The sequence below is a fragment of the Tsukamurella strandjordii genome, assembly GCF_039525985.1.
GTDB lineage: Bacteria > Actinomycetota > Actinomycetes > Mycobacteriales > Mycobacteriaceae > Tsukamurella > Tsukamurella strandjordii.
Window position 1 is genome coordinate 106,591 of the sequence record NZ_BAAAII010000006.1, and the last position, 18,756, is coordinate 125,346.

General features: G+C 67.4%; 22 protein-coding genes, 2 tRNA genes and 1 pseudogene. 9 read left to right on the top strand and 16 right to left on the bottom strand.

The features are described 5' to 3' along the window. Positions 1-43: 43 nt before the first annotated feature. The 8 genes from ABD108_RS11790 to ABD108_RS22125 all read right to left on the bottom strand — a co-directional run bounded on the left by ABD108_RS11790 (position 44) and on the right by ABD108_RS22125 (position 4,665). Complete coding sequence (locus tag ABD108_RS11790) at positions 44-1,471, bottom strand: terminase (protein ID WP_343930388.1); 1,428 nt, start codon at positions 1,469-1,471, stop codon at positions 44-46. Next, on the bottom strand, positions 1,437-1,841 hold the full coding sequence (locus tag ABD108_RS11795) for a hypothetical protein (protein ID WP_343930389.1): 405 nt from the start codon (positions 1,839-1,841) through the stop codon (positions 1,437-1,439). Before ABD108_RS11795 ends, ABD108_RS11790 begins: the two co-directional genes overlap by 35 nt. A gap of 587 nt (positions 1,842-2,428) precedes the next feature. Continuing rightward, positions 2,429-2,716, bottom strand: a complete 288-nt coding sequence (locus ABD108_RS11800; protein ID WP_343930390.1) for an HNH endonuclease — start codon at positions 2,714-2,716, stop codon at positions 2,429-2,431. After that, the gene (locus tag ABD108_RS11805) at positions 2,713-2,883 is read right to left on the bottom strand and encodes a hypothetical protein (protein WP_343930391.1); all 171 of its coding nucleotides are present in this window, start codon (positions 2,881-2,883) and stop codon (positions 2,713-2,715) included. The genes ABD108_RS11800 and ABD108_RS11805 overlap by 4 nt, the downstream gene beginning before the upstream one ends. A 106-nt stretch (positions 2,884-2,989) precedes the next feature. Further along, entirely contained in the window at positions 2,990-3,241 is a 252-nt protein-coding gene (locus ABD108_RS11810; protein ID WP_343930392.1) for a hypothetical protein, read from the bottom strand. After that, the gene (locus tag ABD108_RS11815) at positions 3,238-3,480 is read right to left on the bottom strand and encodes a hypothetical protein (RefSeq protein ID WP_343930393.1); all 243 of its coding nucleotides are present in this window, start codon (positions 3,478-3,480) and stop codon (positions 3,238-3,240) included. Before ABD108_RS11815 ends, ABD108_RS11810 begins: the two co-directional genes overlap by 4 nt. Before the next feature lie 760 nt (positions 3,481-4,240). Continuing rightward, positions 4,241-4,414: a hypothetical protein gene (locus tag ABD108_RS11820; RefSeq protein ID WP_343930394.1), complete on the bottom strand. Its 174-nt coding sequence runs from the start codon at positions 4,412-4,414 to the stop codon at positions 4,241-4,243. Between the two features lie 20 nt (positions 4,415-4,434). Next, the gene (locus ABD108_RS22125) at positions 4,435-4,665 is read right to left on the bottom strand and encodes a helix-turn-helix domain-containing protein (RefSeq protein ID WP_344185665.1); all 231 of its coding nucleotides are present in this window, start codon (positions 4,663-4,665) and stop codon (positions 4,435-4,437) included. 115 nt (positions 4,666-4,780) lie between these two features. On the opposite strand from ABD108_RS22125, the gene ABD108_RS22130 reads away from it, so the two are divergent. Continuing rightward, positions 4,781-5,023 carry a helix-turn-helix domain-containing protein gene (locus tag ABD108_RS22130; protein ID WP_425579785.1) on the top strand — a complete coding sequence of 81 codons (243 nt, stop codon included), beginning with the start codon at positions 4,781-4,783 and terminating at the stop codon, positions 5,021-5,023. Here ABD108_RS22130 and ABD108_RS11825 read toward each other — a convergent pair. Together ABD108_RS11825 and ABD108_RS11830 are read right to left on the bottom strand one after the other, a co-directional pair. Next, positions 4,985-5,057 (bottom strand) — tRNA-Lys (locus ABD108_RS11825). The genes ABD108_RS22130 and ABD108_RS11825 overlap by 39 nt on opposite strands. A gap of 104 nt (positions 5,058-5,161) precedes the next feature. Further along, entirely contained in the window at positions 5,162-6,331 is a 1,170-nt protein-coding gene (locus ABD108_RS11830) for an acyl-CoA dehydrogenase family protein (protein ID WP_343930395.1), read from the bottom strand. Positions 6,332-6,401: 70 nt separating this feature from the next. Between ABD108_RS11830 and ABD108_RS11835 the strand changes: the two genes are divergently transcribed. Both ABD108_RS11835 and ABD108_RS11840 read left to right on the top strand, forming a co-directional pair. Next, a complete protein-coding gene (locus ABD108_RS11835; RefSeq protein WP_220659514.1) occupies positions 6,402-6,926 on the top strand; it encodes a PH domain-containing protein in 525 nt (174 codons plus the stop codon). Next, the gene (locus ABD108_RS11840) at positions 6,913-8,442 is read left to right on the top strand and encodes a PH domain-containing protein (protein WP_343930396.1); all 1,530 of its coding nucleotides are present in this window, start codon (positions 6,913-6,915) and stop codon (positions 8,440-8,442) included. Before ABD108_RS11835 ends, ABD108_RS11840 begins: the two co-directional genes overlap by 14 nt. On the opposite strand, the gene ABD108_RS11845 is transcribed toward ABD108_RS11840, so the two are convergent. Both ABD108_RS11845 and ABD108_RS11850 read right to left on the bottom strand, forming a co-directional pair. Beyond that, positions 8,414-8,893 carry a nitroreductase/quinone reductase family protein gene (locus ABD108_RS11845; protein ID WP_220659512.1) on the bottom strand — a complete coding sequence of 160 codons (480 nt, stop codon included), beginning with the start codon at positions 8,891-8,893 and terminating at the stop codon, positions 8,414-8,416. The two genes, ABD108_RS11840 and ABD108_RS11845, sit on opposite strands and share 29 nt — an antisense overlap. 37 nt (positions 8,894-8,930) lie before the next feature. Next, a complete protein-coding gene (locus tag ABD108_RS11850; protein ID WP_343930397.1) occupies positions 8,931-9,848 on the bottom strand; it encodes a S1 family peptidase in 918 nt (305 codons plus the stop codon). Between the two features lie 188 nt (positions 9,849-10,036). On the opposite strand from ABD108_RS11850, the pseudogene putP reads away from it, so the two are divergent. The 3 genes and pseudogenes from putP (at position 10,037) to ABD108_RS11865 (ending at position 12,420) form a co-directional block, all read left to right on the top strand. Next, positions 10,037-11,535 (top strand): annotated as a pseudogene (gene putP, locus ABD108_RS11855) (sodium/proline symporter PutP). Between the two features lie 74 nt (positions 11,536-11,609). Continuing rightward, complete coding sequence (locus ABD108_RS11860) at positions 11,610-12,134, top strand: GNAT family N-acetyltransferase (protein ID WP_220659509.1); 525 nt, start codon at positions 11,610-11,612, stop codon at positions 12,132-12,134. 82 nt (positions 12,135-12,216) lie between these two features. Further along, positions 12,217-12,420 carry a hypothetical protein gene (locus ABD108_RS11865; protein ID WP_343930398.1) on the top strand — a complete coding sequence of 68 codons (204 nt, stop codon included), beginning with the start codon at positions 12,217-12,219 and terminating at the stop codon, positions 12,418-12,420. A 69-nt stretch (positions 12,421-12,489) separates the two neighbouring features. On the opposite strand, the gene ABD108_RS11870 is transcribed toward ABD108_RS11865, so the two are convergent. Both ABD108_RS11870 and orn read right to left on the bottom strand, forming a co-directional pair. Further along, a tRNA-His gene (locus ABD108_RS11870) sits at positions 12,490-12,565 on the bottom strand. Between the two features lie 90 nt (positions 12,566-12,655). Beyond that, the gene (orn, locus tag ABD108_RS11875; protein ID WP_220659507.1) at positions 12,656-13,252 is read right to left on the bottom strand and encodes an oligoribonuclease; all 597 of its coding nucleotides are present in this window, start codon (positions 13,250-13,252) and stop codon (positions 12,656-12,658) included. Positions 13,253-13,285: 33 nt separating this feature from the next. Between orn and ABD108_RS11880 the strand changes: the two genes are divergently transcribed. Then, positions 13,286-14,833, top strand: coding sequence for a helicase HerA-like domain-containing protein (locus tag ABD108_RS11880; protein WP_220659506.1), 1,548 nt, complete (start codon positions 13,286-13,288; stop codon positions 14,831-14,833). A gap of 108 nt (positions 14,834-14,941) precedes the next feature. Here the strand turns inward: ABD108_RS11880 and cmrA are convergent, their stop codons facing one another. Beyond that, positions 14,942-15,748, bottom strand: coding sequence for a mycolate reductase (gene cmrA / locus ABD108_RS11885; RefSeq protein WP_220659504.1), 807 nt, complete (start codon positions 15,746-15,748; stop codon positions 14,942-14,944). 136 nt (positions 15,749-15,884) lie between these two features. Here cmrA and ABD108_RS11890 point away from each other — a divergent pair, with 136 nt between their 5' ends. Both ABD108_RS11890 and ABD108_RS11895 read left to right on the top strand, forming a co-directional pair. Then, positions 15,885-16,322 carry a DoxX family protein gene (locus ABD108_RS11890; protein ID WP_220659503.1) on the top strand — a complete coding sequence of 146 codons (438 nt, stop codon included), beginning with the start codon at positions 15,885-15,887 and terminating at the stop codon, positions 16,320-16,322. Beyond that, positions 16,319-16,720, top strand: a complete 402-nt coding sequence (locus ABD108_RS11895) for a PPOX class F420-dependent oxidoreductase (protein WP_220659502.1) — start codon at positions 16,319-16,321, stop codon at positions 16,718-16,720. Before ABD108_RS11890 ends, ABD108_RS11895 begins: the two co-directional genes overlap by 4 nt. Here the strand turns inward: ABD108_RS11895 and ABD108_RS11900 are convergent, their stop codons facing one another. Next, entirely contained in the window at positions 16,721-18,751 is a 2,031-nt protein-coding gene (locus ABD108_RS11900; protein ID WP_343930399.1) for an oxidoreductase, read from the bottom strand. It lies immediately after the preceding gene. Between the last annotated feature and the right edge of the window lie 5 nt (positions 18,752-18,756).

The following is an 18,756-nucleotide window of genomic DNA, read 5'->3' on the forward strand; positions in this document are numbered from 1 at the left end:
GGCGGTGTCTACAGTGATGTCGGTTGCCATGATCTCGGGCCTTTCAGGCGATGCGGGAGTACGCAGGTTCTATGGCGGGCGGTTGGTGGGTGAGGCCGTGCAGGGCCAACGTGGCGGCTTCGAGTGCGGCGATGGAGCCGGTGGAGTGTTTGCGTGACCACATGCGGCCGGTTTCGGCGATGTGGCGCAGGGTCGCGAACTCCCACGACCGGCGCATCGAGTCGTGGAACCGGAAGCGGATTTCGGGTGTGCGCAGGCCCGCGCGGCGGAGCATGTCGTCGGTGGCGGTGGACAGCTCGCGGGCGGTGACCGGGAGCAGCATCTCAGGATCGGCGGCATTGAGCTGGTCGGCTATGACCGCCGAGGGGCTGTTGGGGTCTACGACGGTGGCGACTGGGTTACGGGCAGCGCGGACGGCGCGGATGAGGTCGACGGCCCAGGCGGTGCCGGGGCGCACGTCGAGAACTTCCACGAGCGGGTGCCCGGCGTGGTCGAGCGCGGCGACGACGACGGCGGTCTCGGTGCGGTCGAAGCTGGTGGCGGCGGCGAGCGCGAACGGCGCACCGTCGAGGATCGGTTCGGCGGTGAACAGGCGGTCGAGCTGTTCGGCGGTGAGGATCGACTCACGGGCCAGCGTCGGGCGGTTGCCGTAGGCGCGGGCGAACTCGGACGGGGTGTTGGTGGTGGCGGCGTCGCGGATCGCTTGCGCGGGTGTGGTGTAGCCGACGGCGGGATGCGCTTCGATCACGGCGTCGATGTCGGAGGGGTTGACATCCTCTGCGATGCCGTAGTCGATGATCGCCCAGCCGGGAGCGCCGGAACGTGCTTTGTCGACCAGCGATTGCCACCAGGTCGAGCGGGCGTCACCGGCGGTGGAGAGGTAGATCGTTTGCGGCCGCTTGCGGGTCTGTTGTGTCGGGCCGACGGCCTGCATGAGCGTGGTGGCCTTGGACTCGTCGTACTCCCAGCACTCATCGAGAATGGTCAGGTCGTGCTTGTCGCCGTGCGCGAACTTCGCCGACGGGGTGAACGGGCGGATGGTCGAGTGCAGTTGCTTGACGATGAGCTTGGTGTCCCCGGCGCCTTTTTTGAGGTCCAGGTGCGGGATCAGCGCCGGATCGGTGACGGCGGGGTCTTCGGCGGGTTCGGCGAGGTCTTCGAGGAACCGGCGGCGGGCAGCTTGGGCGTCCTGTGCGGTGTACCAGATCTGTTGCCGGATGCCGGTCATGGCGCGGTGCATCGCCAGGACGAGCACGAGCGCGGTCTTACCGGACTGGCGTGGGACGGTGATGACGACGTTCGGGTAGGTGTAGCGGCCGGTGGCGGGGTCGATCTCGGTGATCACCTCAGCGGCGCGCAGCTGCCACGGCATCAGTTCCTTACCGAGCAGCTTGGACACCGCTGCGACCGCCCGCGCCTGGTTGCGGCGCGTCGGGTTAGCGGGTGTGTGGAATCTCGGTGCCGCTGGCATCGTCGCTATCCATCTCTTCGAGCCGGTCCATCAGGTCGGCAATGTTGGCTTCGGTCTGGGTGTTGCGGGCCTCGGGCGTCATGTGCATCACGCCCAGCAGCTCGCGCAGCTCGCCCACGATCTTCGAGGGGCCGTAGGGCTTGTTCTGCGCCTCGAATTCATCGAGCGACCAGGCACCGGCCATTGCCAGCGATGCCGCCGCCTCGTCCACGTCTTCGAGCAGCTCGCGATCCTGTGCGGCCTTGATCGCGCGGGCGAACGCCAGCGAATGCCGCTTATGGCCGTGTTCGGTCGGCGAACTCGCCACACCGAACAGCGATCCTTGATCTTCGCCGGGTTTGCGTGCGTCCGGTCTGGGCATCTCCATCATCTCCGTTCCTGCATATTCATGCATCGTGTTCCTACCCCCCGGTCTGGGGGCCCCTCCGAGAGAAAGGAAAGGGGGCGCGAGGTTTCCGTGGGCACCACGTGCCTAAAAAACGGACACCCGATGCGCATAATATTCACTCATTGCGCGCATTTATGCAATCATCGATCACTCGAATGTTTGTCTTCACTCGCACCCACATGCACGGGAAGTAGTTCAGTCTCCACTGCTGGCCGCACGTGTCGCACTGGATGACAGTGCCAGTGGCGGTGGTCATGCTGTTCGGCTTGGCGCACACATGCGGCTTGTGAATCACTCGGTATGTCACTGGTTTCCCCATCTCTTGAATGCTGCTTGTTTGGTCATGCCCATCGGGGCTGCTATGGCTGCCCAGGAGTAGCCACCAGCTCGCAGACCAGCCACCCCGGCTTCAATCGCCTGGTCTACTTCGGCGCGTACTGCTACCAGCGCTGCGAGGGATTCAGGATCAGATGATGCGACCCGTCGGCCGTGAGCGGCTATCACGCGGTTGACAAACGCTGTGAACTCTGAATTCTCGGTGCGTCTACTTTTGGTTGACGCCATTTCCATCACCGGGCCTTCGCGGGTGGTTGGGTCCAGTCGAAGCTGCGTTGCGCCTTGTTGGCGGGCAGCGGGTGTTTGGTGAACCACTCGATCAGCGTCATGGCGCCGCGTGCGGAGTTGCAGCCGCCGTGCGCGGGTCGAAGGTTCTCCAGCTCGTCGCCGCCACCCGCGTGCTGTGTGATCACGTGGTCGATGCTGTCGGCGCCGTCGGAGCCGCACAGGTGGCAGATCGGGCCGTACGTGGCGATCACCAACGCGTACAGCTCGGCCACCTTCCTGCCGCCCCAGGTCATACCGTCACCACCGTGACGGCGACACCGTGTGCGGCCAGCTGCTCGATCAGCTGCGCGTCGGTGCGCTCGCGCTCGTCTCTGGTGCGCCGCTCGCAGAGCACGCCCGCACGGACGACTCGGCCGGTGGTCTGCATCGCCAGCGCGTCCTCAGCGCACGCCACCAGCACCGGGCACGCCTCGCACCGGGCGGCGTGCCCCGCCGTGACGAACGGCTGATCACACCACCGCTCCGGCTCGTCGCCCGCGCAACCAGCCCGATCACGCCACCCGCCGCTACTCATCGACCGTGCCCGCATCGTCCGCCGCTATCCGCACCGCGAGTTCGAGTGCGAGTGCGAGTAGTCGGTCATGGTGCTCGGCGGTGATGATCTTGAATCCGTATCCGAGGAGCTGGTCGACCAGCTCCTCAGCGACCACCGCACGGGCGGCGGGGAACTTCGACAGATCGTCATAGAGGCCCAGCTCGTCGCCGTGCGCGAGCGCGGCGTCCATAGCCTCAGCGACAGCAGTAGTCAGATTCATCACGCACCCGCCTTCAGCAGTGCACGGTGGCGGCTGATTTCGGCGCGCTGCCGATCCCGCCGCCTGTCCAGGCGTGCTTCGTTGTCCGCGTACTCGCGCAGGGTGCCGTTGCAGTGGTTCACACACGCCGCGTGCATCAGCTGGTCCTTCCAGTAGCCGATCAGGTCACCCGGAGCGATAGCAGGGGAAGCGCACCCGAGCAGGCAGGTGCCGGGACGCTTGGCAGGGAATCCGTGAATCATGAGGTGGTGTTTCCTTCCAGTAGGTAGGGGTGGGGTCTGGCGGTGCGGGCCTCCCGTCGGTCGGACTGGTCCCCGGAAAGGCCCCATCCCCACCAGCCCGCAGTCCATAGCCCGATATGCGATCTCGGCCACGACGAGTAGCGCCTCCAGAACGTGGGTGTTCTGAAACCGCTTGCGTGGCACCGTCAAATCGGGGATCAGTCGGTTCGGGGTGGCCCACATGCACGGTGTGGGACTTGGCAGACATGCAGCCGGTCGGTTTAGGTCGGACTCGGCAATAGCGACCTTGTGCCCTGGCCGGGACGTTGAACCCGGCTCGCCGCCGATCGGCAGGGCGAATCGAGCTAGCGGGTGATCTCCATGCACGAGATCACCGAGGTCGAGTAGGCGGCGAGTTCCAGGCGTACGTTCATTCGTCTAGCTCCTGTGGTTGGTCGAATAGGGTCGCGAGCTGCGGACCGGAATCCGCCGGCTCCATGACGGCCTTCGTCCGGCAGGACAGACACGTCAAGTCATGGGGCACGTAGCCGCGGGGGTTGAACATCACGCCGCACCCCTTGCACTCCGGCTTGGCGGCGAGGATGTTCGCGCGGCGCTCCGACTCGGTCGGGCGGCGCTTGGAGGCCCATCGGGGCTCGAACGCGCCACCCGGCCAGGGGCCTTGGATCACCTCACCCACGGCGGATGTCCCACCAGATACCGATGCAAGCTCCGGCGAACATGATCAGAATGAAGATCAGGGCTTGCAGGTACGGGCTCATCACGCCACCGCCTTCGCTGCACGCCACTCAGGCGAACAAGCGATCAGGGTGTCGCGGAACGTCACGCGCGGCTCACGGTCGTAGTAACCGCGTTCGTCGGCGGGGTAGCCCATCGCCACCGTCTCCATACGCGCGAGCTGCGGGCGCCGCTGCGCCCAGTACATCGCTGTCACGTACCGGACCCACGGATTCCTCAACGGGCACGCTCCGCTGCCAGCGCCTCAACCTCGGCGCGGTCGTAGCGCCGGTGGCCTCCGGGAACTCGATACGGATGAATCAGGCCCGCTGCCTCGTACCGCATTAGCGTGGTGCGCGACACGCGCAACGCGGATGTCACCTCGCTTTGGGTGAGACGTTCCGCTACGGCAGGTGCAACCCGTTTTGGTTGGTGCATGGCTCCGACCGTAGACCACGCCGATGTCATTCGGCAACCGTTTCGGTACGCGCCGCACGGATTGGATGGTTTGAGCTATTATGGACGCATGACAACAGCGATGACGACCGCCGACAAGGTTGTGGGCGAACGTGTGCACATGATCATGTGGCGGCGACAGATGCAGGTGAAGGATCTCGCCCCTGCTATCGGCGCTACGGCCGTGAGTCTGGGGCGCAAGCTGCGCGGCGAGCGCACGTGGACCATTGACGAGGTGCTGGCGGTAGCTCGGGCACTGAATGTGCCGATCACGGACCTTCTGCCCGAGGACGACTACGACCCCGCGCCTTACGGCCGGGGTCGTGTCGGGTGCGCCATCAGGGACTCGAACCCCGAACCCGCTGATTAAGAGTCAGCTGCTCTGCCAATTGAGCTAATGGCGCTCGCTTGCTCGCTCCTGCTCGCTGCGTGCTGAAGAACTCTAGCAAGACGACGCCGGAAAAATGAAATCGGCTGCTCAGGGGGTGTATCCGGGACCCTGAGGGAATCAGCGGAAGGCGTCCTGGCCCGTCAGCTTCTGGCCCAGGATCAGCGTGTGCATCTCCACGGTGCCCTCGTAGGTGAGCACGCTCTCCAAGTTGTTGGCGTGCCGCATCACGGGGTACTCGAGCGAGATGCCGTTGGCACCCAGGATCGTGCGGGCGGTGCGGCAGATCTCGATCGCCTCGCGCACGTTGTTCAGCTTGCCGAGTGAGACCTGTTCCGGGCGAAGGCCGGTCGCGTCCTTCAGTCGGCCCAGATGCACGGCCAGCAGCACCCCCTTCACGTACTCCAGCGACATATCGGCCAACTTCTGCTGCGTCAGCTGGAAACCACCGATCGGCCGGCCGAACTGCTCCCGCTCCACCGCGTACCGCTGCGCGCACTCGATCGCGGTCCGCGCCGAACCCATTGCTCCCCAGACGATGCCGTACCGCGCCTCGCTCAGGCAGGACAGTGGTCCGCGGAGTCCGCGCACCTCGGGGAAGGCGGCGGAATCGGGCACGCGCACACCGTCGAGCACGAGCTCGGAGGTCACCGAGGCCCGCAACGACATCTTGTGCTTGATGGTGTTGGCCGTGAAGCCGGGTGTCGAGGTGGGCACCGCGAAGCCGCGGATGCCCTCGTCGTTCTGCGCCCAGATCACGGCGACATCGGCCAGCGATCCGTTGGTGATCCACATCTTCCGGCCGTCGATGATCCAGTCGCCGCCGTCGCGCCGGGCCCGGGTGCGCATGTGGGCGGGGTCGGAGCCGTGGTCCGGCTCGGTGAGGCCGAAGCAGCCCACCATTTCGCCGGTGGCCATACCGGGCAGCCAGCGCTGCTTCTCCTCCTCGCTCGCCCAGCGCCAGATCGCGAACATCGCCAGCGAGCCCTGCACGGAGACCATCGACCTCAAGCCCGAATCGCACGCCTCCAGTTCGAGGCAGGCCACGCCGTACGCGGTGGCCGACATGCCGCCGCAGCCGTAGCCGTCCAGGTGCATGCCCAGCACGCCGAGCGAGCCGAGCGAGCGCATCAGGCCGCGGGGATCGTCGAGCTCGCCGTCCTCGAACCACCGTCCGATGTGGGGCTCGACCTCGGAGGCGCACAGCGCTCGCACCGATGCCGCGATCTGGTGTTCCTCGTCGGTGAACAGGCCGGTGAGGCCCGCCAATTCGTCGGGATGTGTCGTCATCTGCCCTCCTGTCGGTCACGATAACCGCCGGGTGGTGGTCCCGGCGTGGAAGCCGTGCTTAGGTGGGAACATGACCGCCCCCGGAGTTCCCGCCGTCGACGGTGCCGACGAGGTGCTGCGGCCACCGGCGCATCAGGTCTCGCCGAAGGCCAAGACCTGGTGGGCTGTTCGCGCCGCACTGCGGTGGATCGTGATCATCCCCGTGGTCACGATCGCCGTTGCCCTCGTGCCCGATATGCCGTGGTTCGTGACCGCCGTCGTCTTCGTCCTGCTGGCGGCGGCCGCCGCCGCCCACCTCGTGGTGATGCCCCGGTTCCGGTACGCCTTCCATCGCTGGGAGATCAATCCCGTGGCGGTGTACTCGCAGGCGGGTTGGCTCACGCGCACCCGCGTGCTGATCCCGGTGTCGCGCGTGCAGGTGATCGACACTGTCGCGGGACCGCTCGAACGGTCCTTCGGTCTGTCGACGGTCACGGTTACCACCGCCTCGTCGGCGGGCACGGTGCGCATCTCGGGCCTGCCGACCGAGGTTGCGCAGTCGATCGCGGCGAGCCTCACCGTGAGCGCCGCGGAGGACACCGATGACGCAACCTGATGATCAGGGCTGGAACCGGCTCTCCCCGTGGGGTATCGGCACGCGGGTGATCCGCGCTCTGCCGTCGCTGATCCCCGCGCTCATCGGTGTCTTCGTCCTGGGCCGTACGGCGGGTCCCACGGTGATCATCGTGATCGGCCTCGGCATCAGTGTGCTGGTTGGCCTGCTGCCCTGGCTCACCACCCGCTGGCGGGTCACCGACGATCAGCTGGAACTGCGGCACGGCCTGCTGCGCCGCGTTTCCGCCACGGCCCGACGGGACCGCATCCGCAGCGTCGATGTGACGGCGGGGCCGATCGAGCGGATTCTCAAGCTCCGCAAGGTGGAAGTGGGCACGGGGGTCGGCGGCAAGGAGTCCGCCCTGGTCCTCGACCCGATCCCCGCCGACGTCGCCGAGCGCCTCGGGCACGAGCTGCTGCGCCGCAGCCCGGTCGCTGCGGACCCCGCTCCGAGTGACGACGGCGAGCAGCCCGTCGCGCCGGTTGCACCCGCCGTCACCGAGGAAGAGCTGGCCCGCCTGCAGCCTGCGTGGCTGCGCTTCGCGCCGTTCTCGCTCACCGGATTCGCCGTTGTCGCGGCGGGTGCCGGTATCGGGTTCCGGGTGGTCGACGAGGCGGGCCTGCGCGAACGCGGGTCGGAGATCGCCGAATCCTGGTTGGTGAAGATCCTCGATCTGGGTGCCGCGGTGGTGATCCCCGGTGCGATCGTGCTGGTCCTGCTACTGTCCACGCTCATCTCGGTGCTGGCGTACGCGTTGGCCTTCTGGGGCTTCCGCCTCGTCCGGCGGTCCGACGGCGCGTTGCACACCAGCCGCGGGTTGGTGTCCACGGTGGCGGCGACGATCGAGCGCAGGCGCGTGCGCGGCGTGCAGATCCACGAGCCGGTGCTGATGCGGATCCCCGGGGGCGCCAAGCTGAGGGCGATCGCCACCGGCACCGACCGCAACCCCAGCCTACTGCCGCCGGCGCCGCGCAGCGAAGCGATCCGCGTCGCGGACGACGTGCTCGGTAGGCCGGGAGCGATGGAGACCACTCTCGTCCCGCACGGAACTGCAGCGCTGCGTCGGCGCCGCACGCGGGCGCTTCTGGCGTCCGCGATCCCCGCGGTACTGCTGGTGGCCGTGGCCTTCACCGCGCCGGGCTGGTGGTGGACTCTGCCCGCCGGTCTGGCCGTCGCGCTCCTGCTCGCCGCAATCCCGCTGGCGAGCACGCGTTACCGCAACCTGGGCACCACTGTCGGTGCGGACACCGTCGTGCTCGGCGCGGGCACAGTGGCCCGCACCCGCACCGTGCTCGAATTCGACGGCGTCATCGGTTTCGTGACCACCGAGACCTTCTTCCAGCGGCGGGCACGGGTACTCACGCTGACGGTCGCGACCGCGGCGGGTGCCTTCGGCGCCGTCGACCTCCCGCCGGCCCGCGCCGCGGTGACCGCTCGCGCGGTGGAGTCCGACGTCGTGGGGCCGTTCCTGGTGCCGGCCGAATCGGCTACCGGGGCGTCAGGCGGTACAGCTTGATGGTGCGATCGCCCGCCCAGTCGATGTAGTCGTCGTACGCGGGCCACATCGCGGTGATGCTGGGCCACAGGCGCTTACGGTCCGATTCGGTCATCCTGCGCGCACGCACCGGGATGCGGCGAGTGCCGAGCAGCACCTCGGCGTCGGGGTTGGCCTCCAGGTTGTACGACCAGGCGGGGTGCTTCTCCTGGCCGAAGTTCGAGGCGATCACCACGAAGTCCTCGCCGTCGTTGACGTACAGCAGGGGGACGGCGCGCGCCACGCCACTGCGACGCCCCACCGTGGTCAGCGTGATCTGGGGGAGCAGGGCCTCGGGCACGAGATGTACGCGCCCACCGCTCAGGCGCGTGATGGCCTTGTCGAGCGGAACGGTGGCGCGAATGGCACGGGCCACCGCGCGATGGCGGCCGAGCTGCAGGAACCGGGACTTGAGCGAGGCGGGCGCGGTCATGCCGGAATCGTAGCCAGCCCCGGCCGTCCGGGTGCGTCTATCGGGTGGCGAGTTGCGCGTTCCCCGCGGCGCGGAGGACGGCGTTGATCGAGTAGTACTGCGTGAGGCGCTGCTTCACCGCGCCGCTGTCACTGTCGGTCAGGGTCACCGCGTCGGTGATGATGCCCAGCGCCGCGTTGTCCGTGGTGCGGATCAGCGGCCCGCCGCTGTCGCCCTGCGTGGTGACGATGTCGGTGACCACCCAGTCGTTCATCACCTTGGTGACGGTGCCGCAGCGGTGTCCGTTCACCGAACCCAGCTGGCACACCGGGTCGCCCGGGCGGGCCACACCGGCCAGCCGCGGCGCGATCTGCGGGGACGAGGCCAGCAGCTTCACCGACGGATCGGTGAGCCGGAAGGTGGCCCAGTCGGGTTGGAACGGGTCGACGGGGGAGAAGTGCCCCGGTCGCTTCGGGTCCTCGGTGACCTTCGGCGTCACCGATTGCACGACCTCGCCCACGATCCACTTCTTCACGCCCACGGGCTGTTCCGCGCTGCCGCAGTGGCCGGCGGTCACTCCCAGACGCTCGCCGTTGGGGGCCGTCACGGCGAAGCCCATGGTGCACTGCAGTGATTCGAAGCGGCCACCGCCGAGGGAGCGCTGGAGGATGTCGATGCGGTCTCCGGGGGCCACCGAGGTCGGCGACGGGTTCTGCGTGGGCGGTGCCGGTGCCGGACGGTTCGGGGTCGACGGCGCGGGCGCCGGGGTCGACGGTGCCGGGCGGTTCGGCGTACCGGGCGCGGGGGCTCCGGGCGTGGGTGCGCCGGGCGCCGGAGCGGCGGGGCTCGGTGGGGCGGGCGGCGCAACGGGAGCGGCGGTGGCGTGCGGCGCGGCCATGAGGCCGACCGCCGCAGTGGCGAGGAGGCACTGCGCCCATCGTCGAAGCGACTTGCTCGTGCGCGTGCCTTCGGCCAAGATCCAACCCTCCCAGGGATGTCGGTCGTGAGTGTCCGCGCGCCGAAATCGCCGCACAAATGTGTTCGCCACCATACCATTTGCCGGAAGCTGTCATCGAACCGAATCAGCTTGGCGTACTTGGTGTTGATCTGTGCATCATCCGTGTACTGGCTACCATGGCGCTGTCGACTCGAAGGGAGACATCCGTGTCGGAGTCCACGTATCAGACGATCGCAGTGACCCTGTATTTCGTCGCCATGCTGGGGATCGGATGGTTTGCGTACAGCCGTACCCGGACAATCTCGATGACTACATGCTCGCCGGGCGCGGACTCAAACCGTGGGTGGCCGCGTTGAGTGCGGGCGCCTCGGACATGTCCGGCTGGCTGCTCATGGGTCTGCCCGGCGCGATCTACGCCAAGGGGCTGATCGAGGCGTGGATCGCGATCGGGCTCACCATCGGGGCGTGGCTGAACTGGAAGTTCGTGGCTCCTCGGCTGCGTTCCTACACGGAGGTTGCGGGTAACTCGATCACCATTCCGAGTTTCCTGGAGCACCGTCTGCGGGATTCGTCGCGATCATTGCGCCTGGTGTGCGGCGTGATCATCCTGGTCTTCTTCACCTTCTACGTCTCCAGTGGCATGGTCGCGGCCGGGAAGTTCTTCGACAGCACCTTCGGCGTGTCGTACGTGCACGGCATGCTCATCGTCGCGGTGGTCACGATGGTCTACACCTTGTTCGGCGGTTTCCTGGGGGCGACGCTCACCGATGTCGCGCAGGGGCTGCTCATGCTGGCGGCGCTCATCGCGGTACCGGTCGCCGCGCTCATCCAGGTGGGCGGCGTGGGCACCACCGTCGACACGGTGGAGTCGGTGAACCCGAACTTCTTCAGCCTGGTGGCGGGCGGTTCGGTCCTGGGAGTGATCTCGGCTGCTGCGTGGGGGCTCGGCTACTTCGGTCAGCCGCACATCATCGTCCGCTTCATGGCACTGCGGTCCCCGCAGGAGGCCACGACGGCACGCCGGTTCGGTATCGGTTGGATGGTGGCCTCGGCGGGCGGAGCCATCGCCACCGCAGTGGTCGGTCTCGCCTACTTCACGATCAATCCCGAACGCGCGCCGAAGGATCCGGAGACGGTCTTCCTACTGCTGTCGCAGATCCTGTTCCACCCGTTCGTCGCGGGGCTGGTCCTGGCCGCGGTCCTCGCGGCCATCATGTCGACCGTGTCCTCGCAGCTGGTCGTGTGCTCGTCGGCCCTCGTCGAGGATCTGTTCAAGATCTTCGCCGAGAAGACGGGCCGCGCGGTCGGCATCACCGATTCGACCTACGTGCGCCTCGGGCGGCTCGGTGTCCTCCTCGTCGCAGTGGTCGCGGTGGTCCTCGCGATCGATCCGGCACAGAGCATCCTCGATCTGGTCGGATTCGCGTGGTCCGGGTTCGGGGCGTCCTTCGGACCGGTGGTCCTGCTCGCGCTGTTCTGGCGCCGGCTCACCCATCAGGGCGCGCTGGCAGGTCTCGTCACCGGTGCCGTTGTCGTCTTTCTCTGGGGCGAGTTCAAGCCCATCGACCTGTTCGAGATCGTCCCCGGTTTCATCGCCAACCTCGTGGTGGCGGTCGGCGTGAGCCTCGCGACGTACCGGACCGACGAGATCATCGACGACGAATTCGATCGCGCTGCACGGCTCGCGGAGAAGGCGCCCGCCTAGGACGGTGGCCGCGCGTCGTCGTCGCCTCGGGAAAGTCGATTGTCCGGATCGGTTGACCGATGCAGACTGCGGTCATGGACCTCGTCGAGCTGCAGACCGGCAGACTTGTCCTCCGGTGCCCGGTTGTGTCCGACGTTCCGGCGATCGCAGCGGCATGTGTCGACCCGTCGATCCAGCGGTACGTGCCGGTGCCCTCGCCCTACACCGTCGATGACGCTCGTGAGTTCGTGGCCGGATCCGCTCGGGACTGGGCGGCCGACGAGGCCTACGCCTTCGCGGTGATCGCCGGCGGCGATCTGGTGGGCACCTGTCAGCTCACTCGCAAGAGTGATGGGATCGTCGAGCTCGGATATTGGACGGTGCCGGAGCATCGGCGGCGCGGTTACACGGTTGAGGCAGCGCGGCTGTTGTGTCAGTGGGGTTTCGACACGCTCGGTATCCATCGGATCGACTGGTGGGCGGTGGTCGGCAACACGGGCTCCCGCGCCGTCGCAGAGTCGCTGGGCTTCGAGGTGGAGGGTTTGCTCCGGCAGCGCGCGATGCTGCACGGCGAACCGCAGGACTGGTGGGTCGGTGGCCTGCTGGCCCGACCTGAGTGACCATTTCGCAATCGTGTCGCGGTACAGGGGCGGGGCTTCCGACAACGATTTGCTGTGTTGAATCGATGTTATCGTCCAGTTCATGACGGACCTGCAAGCGCTCGCATTGGCGAAATCGATCCGCTTCGCGGCGGGCTGGCTCACCGCCGGAATGCTTCTGTTGGGCTTAATGATCTGGCAGCCGTGGGCGAGCCCGGAGGTGCAGAACGTCAAGTGGGGTGACGGAACATCCGGAAGCCGTGAGTGTGTCGTCCACAAGGACGCTGTTACGTGTCGGTGGCCGTAGCGAGGCGGGACCGACCACGCAAAAGAGCCGGTCGACCAACATCGCTGCTGGTCAACCGGCTCTCTCGGTTGGGGTGGATGACGGGACTCGAACCCGCGACAGCCAGAATCACAATCTGGTGCTCTACCAACTGAACTACACCCACCAGGTGCCTGGGATCGCCAGGCTCGGAGTACTTTACCCGACGCACGCCGCGGAAAGCGAATCGATATCGTCGGCGCCGTGACCTGCGGTGTCAGGCCGGACCGAGCTCCGCGACCTTCGCGGTGATCTCCTCGGTCGACGGTCCCGGTGCGGGCACGAAGGCGGTGCTCCGGTAGTACTTCAGCTCCCGGATCGATTCGCGGATATCGGCGAGCGCGCGATGGGCGAGGCCCTTGTCGGGCTGACCGAAGTAGATCCGCGGGTACCAGCGGCGGCACAGTTCCTTGATCGAGCTGACATCCACCATCCGGTAGTGCAGGAAGCCGTCCAGTTCGGGCATCTCCTGCGCGATGAACCGACGGTCCGTCGCGATCGAGTTGCCCGCCAGCGGCGTCGTGCCGGCCTCGACGTGTTCGCGCAGGTACGCCAGTACGGCCTCCTCGGCCTCACGGACCGTCACCGTCGACTTCCGGACCTCCTCGGTCAGACCCGACTTGGCGTGCATGTCCTGCACCACCGGGGGCATGCCCTCCAGCGCGGCATCGTCGACGTGGATCACCAGGTCCACGCCCTCGCCCAGGATGTTCAGGTCGCCGTCGGTCACCAGGGCCGCGATTTCGATCAGCCGGTCCGTACCCGTATCGAGCCCGGTCATCTCACAATCGACCCATACCAGTTTGTCGTCCACGCGGTTCAGCGTATCCAAGCTAGGGTTGCCGTCGTGACTGAGAACGCGAACTCCCCGGCGCAGACGATCGCGGCCGGCTACAACTTCACGGGACCGGCCCTCGAGCTCGGCACGGTCCTGGTGGACGGCACCGTCGACCCGTCGGCCAAGGTGCGTATCCCCCTGGCCATGATGAACCGCCACGGCCTCGTGGCCGGCGCCACCGGTACCGGCAAGACGAAGACGCTGCAGCTCATCGTCGAGCAGCTCTCGGCGAACGGTGTTCCCGTGGTCCTCGCCGACATCAAGGGCGATCTCGCCGGTCTGTCCAAGCCCGGCGAGGCGAACGACAAGACCACCGCCCGCGCCGCCGACACCGGTGACGACTGGAAGCCTGCCAACGTGCCCACGGAGTTCGTCTCCCTCGGCACCACCGGCGTGGGAGTCCCGATCCGCGCGACGATCAGCTCCTTCGGCCCGATCCTGCTGTCGAAGGTCTTGGGGCTGAACGCCACCCAGGAGTCGACCCTCGGCCTGATCTTCCACTGGGCCGATCAGAACCAGCTCGAACTGCTGGACCTGAAGGACCTGCGTTCGGTGATCCAGTACCTCACCTCGGCCGAGGGTAAGGCAGATCTGGAGGGCATCGGCGGCGTCAGCAAGCAGACCGCCGGAGTCATCCTGCGCGCCCTGGTGAACCTCGAAGCCGAGGGCGGCGATACCTTCTTCGGCGAGCCCGAGATCGACATGGGCGACCTACTGCGCACCGCAGGCGGACAGGGCGTGGTCACCCTCTTCGAGCTGGGCGATCAGGCCTCGCGGCCCACCCTGTTCTCTACCTTCCTCATGTGGGTGCTGGCCGACCTGTTCCAGTACCTGCCCGAGGCGGGCGACCTGGACAAGCCCAAGCTCGTCTTCATCTTCGACGAGGCGCACCTGCTGTTCGCCGACGCCAGCAAGGCGTTCAAGGATCAGGTCGAGCAGACCGTGAAGCTGATCCGCTCGAAGGGCGTCGGCGTGTTCTTCTGCTCGCAGTTGCCCACCGACATCCCCAACCCGGTGCTCAGCCAGCTCGGCGCGCGCATCCAGCACGCGCTGCGCGCCTTCACGCCCGAGGATCAGGCCGCACTGTCGAAGACGGTGAAGACCTACCCGACCTCGCCCGCGTACAAGCTCGACGAGGCGCTCACCAGCCTCGGCATCGGTGAGGCGATCGTCACGGTGCTCTCGGACAAGGGCGCTCCCACCCCGGTGGCGTGGACCCGCCTGCGGGCCCCGCGCTCACTGATGTCGGCGATCGGCGACGATGCGATCCGCTCTGCGGCACAGGCGTCTCCGTTGTGGGGCAAGTACTCGCAGACGGTGGACAATCTCTCGGCGTTCGAGAAGCTGTCGCAGAACGCTCAGCAGGCTCAGCAGGAGAACGCGCCCGCCGAGCAGGCGCCCCCGCCGCCGCCCGCACCGAAGAAGGAGGAGGACGAGTCCGGCTGGGTGTCCGACGTGATGAAGAACCCGGCGGTCAAGTCCTTCCTGCGGTCCGCTGCGTCCAGCGCCGGTCGTGAGCTCTCCCGCAGCATCTTCGGCACCAAGCGTCGCCGCTGATCGATCACCGCACACGAAAGTCCGGTCACTGAGCCCCACGATCCTGGGGCCCGGTGACCGGACTTCGTTGCGCCGAGCTTCTTACGGCCGCAGAGTCGCGGCGACGGGCTAGTTGCCCGCGAGCTTCTTATACACCTGTCCGACGATCGGAGCCATGATGCGGCGCGGGGTGTAGAAACCGGCCAGCGACATGCCCTTCGAGAGCAGGCCGGGCACGATGCGCATCTGGTTCTTCTCCAATGCATCGATGGAGATCCGCGCGGTGTATTCGGTGTTGACCCAGAGGAATTCGGGAACGACCTTCTCCACGGTGGAGCGGTCCTCGGGATCGGGCAGCTCGGTGCGCACGGGGCCGGGGGCGAGCAGGGTGACGTGCACGCCCAGCGGCTTCACCTCGCCGCGCAGCGACTCGGAGAAGGTGTTCGCGAAGGCCTTCGAGGCGGCGTAGGTGGCGTTGTTCGGGATCGGCATGTTGCCCGCCGCCGAGCCGGTGATCAGGATGCCGCCGGCGCCGCGCTTGACCATCTGCGGGAGCACGGCCAGCGTCAGGTCGTGCACCGCATTGGCGTTGAGTTCCAGCTGCGCGCGCTCGTAATCGGCGTCCAGGTCGATCACCTTGCCGAAGGTCGCGGTGCCCGCGTTGTTGCACAGGATCGAGATCTCGCGACCCGACAGCTCCTTGCAGAGCTCGCCGCGCGCCGTGGGATCCGAGAGGTCCACGCCCCGCACCTCGGCCTCGACGCCGAACTGCTCGCGGAGCTTGGCCGCCAGCTCCTCCATGGGACCGGTGCTGCGCGCGACCAGGATCACGGAGTGGCCGCGGCGCGCGAGTTCGGTGGCGAGCGCCACGCCGATGCCGGAGGAACCGCCGGTCACGACGGCGCGGGCGGACGAATTGGGTGCGGGTACTGGCATGGGTCCCGATCGTAACGGAGCGCCGGGGGAGGTTTCGATCACGCTGGACCTGGTGTGACGCGTCTTCGAGTGGCGACCCGCACCAACCTCGTTTAGGTTAGCCTCACCATTTCCGATTCAAGCAAAGGTCAACGAAATGAATCGCTGGGCGCCGTACTACCTCTCCGCCCTCCGCATCGTGGTGGGCGTGCTCTTCGCGCTGCACGGAGCTGCCACCTACTGGGGATTCCTCGGAGGCAAGCAGTCCAGCCCGGAGGTCTTCGCGTGGCCCTCCTGGTGGGGCGCGCTGATCCAACTCGCCGGAGGCCTGCTGATCGCCTTCGGCCTGGCCACGCGCCCGGCGGCGATCATCGCCTCCGGCTCCATGGCGTACGCCTACTTCGCCTACCACGCGGGCGACGGCCTCTCGCCGCTCGCCAACAACGGCGAGCTGTCGGTCCTGTACTGCTGGGTCCTGCTGCTCTTCGCCTTCACCGGTCCGGGGCCGATCAGCCTGGACGCTCTGATCGGCCGCGCCCGTAACGGCGATCCGGCGCCCGCCGCGCAGAAGGATGCGGCAGAGTCGACGGTATGACCGTCGCAGTCCCCGAAGCAGCCCGCGTCCTGCTCGACCAGCCACTCGTCGTTGATCTCGCCACCGTCCGCCCGGACGGCGCACCGCAGGTGAACCCGATGTGGTTCCTGTTCGAGGACGGCCTGATCTGGTTCACGCACACCGACTACCGGCAGAAGTTCCGCAATCTGCAGCACGAGCCGCGGGTGGCGATCTCGATCCTGCCCGAGGGTGATCCGTACAACTATCTGGAGATCCGTGGCGGGCTCGAGCGCATCGAGCCCGACCCCACGGGTTCGCTGTACACCCGCCTCGCCGAGCGGTACGGCCAGGGATCGATCGTGCCGCCGGATGCGGCGGACCGCGTGAAGATCGCGATCCGCCCCACCCGGTTCAGCGGCAACGCCCTGAAGAAGTAGCTACAACGCAGCGGCCACCTCGGTGCCCTGCCGGATCGCGCGCTTGGCGTCCAGCTCGGCGGCCAGTGCCGCCCCGCCGATCACGTGCGCCGTGACGCCGCGCTCACGCAGCGCGTCGTCGAGGTCGCGCACCGACTCCTGGCCGGTGCACAGGATCACGGTCTCGACGTCGAGTACGCGGGCGTCCTTGCGGTCCTCGCCGAAGCTGATGTGCAGGCCGGCGTCGTCGACCTTCTCGTAGTTCACGCCCGAGATCTGCTCGACCTTCTTCATCTTCACCGAGGCGCGGTGCACCCAGCCGGTGGTCTTGCCGAGGCCGATCCCCTGCGGGGTGGTCTTGCGCTGCAGCAGGTACACCTTCGAGCGGGTCGACGGTGCCGGGTTCGGCTTGGTGACGAAGCCGGGCACGTCGCCCTGGCGGGTGACGCCCCACTCGGCGTTCCACTCGTCGAGGTGCAGGGTGGGGGACTTGTCGGTGGTCACGAACTCCGCGACATCGAAGCCGATGCCGCCGGCGCCCATGATCGCCACGGTGTCGCCGATCTCCTTGCGGCCACTGATCGCCTCGGCGTAGGTGATCACCTTCGGGTGATCGACGCCGGGGAAGGAGGGCACGCGCGGCACCACGCCGGTCGCGATGATCACCTCGTCGAACTTGCCGGCGAGATCGTCGACGCCGGCCTCGGTGTTCAGGTGCACGGTGACCTGGTTCCGGTCCAGCATCGTGGTGAAGTACCGGATGGTCTCGTTGAACTCCTCTTTGCCGGGGATCTTCGCGGCGTAGCCGAACTGGCCGCCGATGTGCTCGCTGGCCTCGAAGAGCTCCACCTTGTGCCCGCATTCCGCTGCGCTGACGGCGGCCGAGAGCCCGGCCGGTCCGGCGCCGACCACGGCGACCCGCTTGGCCGAACGCGTCGGCGCGAGAACGAGATCCGTCTCGCGGCCCGCGCGGGGATTCACCAGGCAGGAGACCTTCTTGTGCACGAAGGCGTGATCGAGGCAGGCCTGGTTGCAGCCGATGCAGGTGTTGATCTCGTCGGCGCGCTCCTCGCGGGCCTTGTTCGCCCACTCGGGGTCGGCGAGCAGGGGGCGCGCGATCTGCACCAGCTGCGCGTCGCCGCGATCGAGGATCTCCTCGGCGGTGGCGGGCATGTTGATCCGGTTCGCCGCGCACACCGGGATGTTCACGGCGCGGGTGACGTCCGCGGTGAAAGCCGCGAAGGCCGCACGAGGCACCGAGGTCACGATGGTGGGTACGCGGGCCTCGTGCCAGCCGATATCGGTGTTGAGGATGTCGACGCCCGCCGCCTCCAGCCTGTGCGCCAGCGAGATGATCTCGTCGCGGGTCTGGCCGTCCTCCACGAAATCGGCCATCGACAGCCGGAAGACGATGATGAAGTTCTCGCCGCAGCGCTTGCGGATCTCCTTGACGATCTCCACCGGGAAGCGCTGCCGGTTCTCGGCGGAGCCGCCCCACTTATCGGTGCGCTTGTTGGTGCGTGCCGCGAGGAACTGGTTGATCAGGTAGCCCTCGCCGCCCATCACCTCGACACCGTCGTATCCGGCCTTCTGGGCGGTGCGCGCGGCGTTCCCGAAGTCCTTGATGGTCTTGCGCACCTCGAGGTCGTGCATCGCCCGCGGCTTGAACGGGTTGATGGGCGCCTTGATCGCACTCGCCGAGGCGCTCAGCGGGTGGTACGAGTAGCGGCCGGCGTGCAGGAGCTGCATCGCGATCTTGCCGCCCTCGGCGTGCACCGCGTCGGTCACTCGCTTGTGCAGGATCGCGTCGATCGGGCTGGACATCTTGGCGCCGGCGGGCAGCAACCAACCGGTGATGTTGGGGGAGTATCCACCGGTGATGATCAGGCCCACACCGCCTTTGGCGCGGGCGGCGAAGTAGGCGGCCAGCTTGCCCAGGTCCCAGGGCAGGTCTTCGAGGCCGGTGTGCATCGACCCCATCACCACGCGGTTCTTCAGTGTGGTGTGGCCCAGATCGAGGGGCTCGAACAGAAGCGGGTACTTGCTGGTCATGGGCG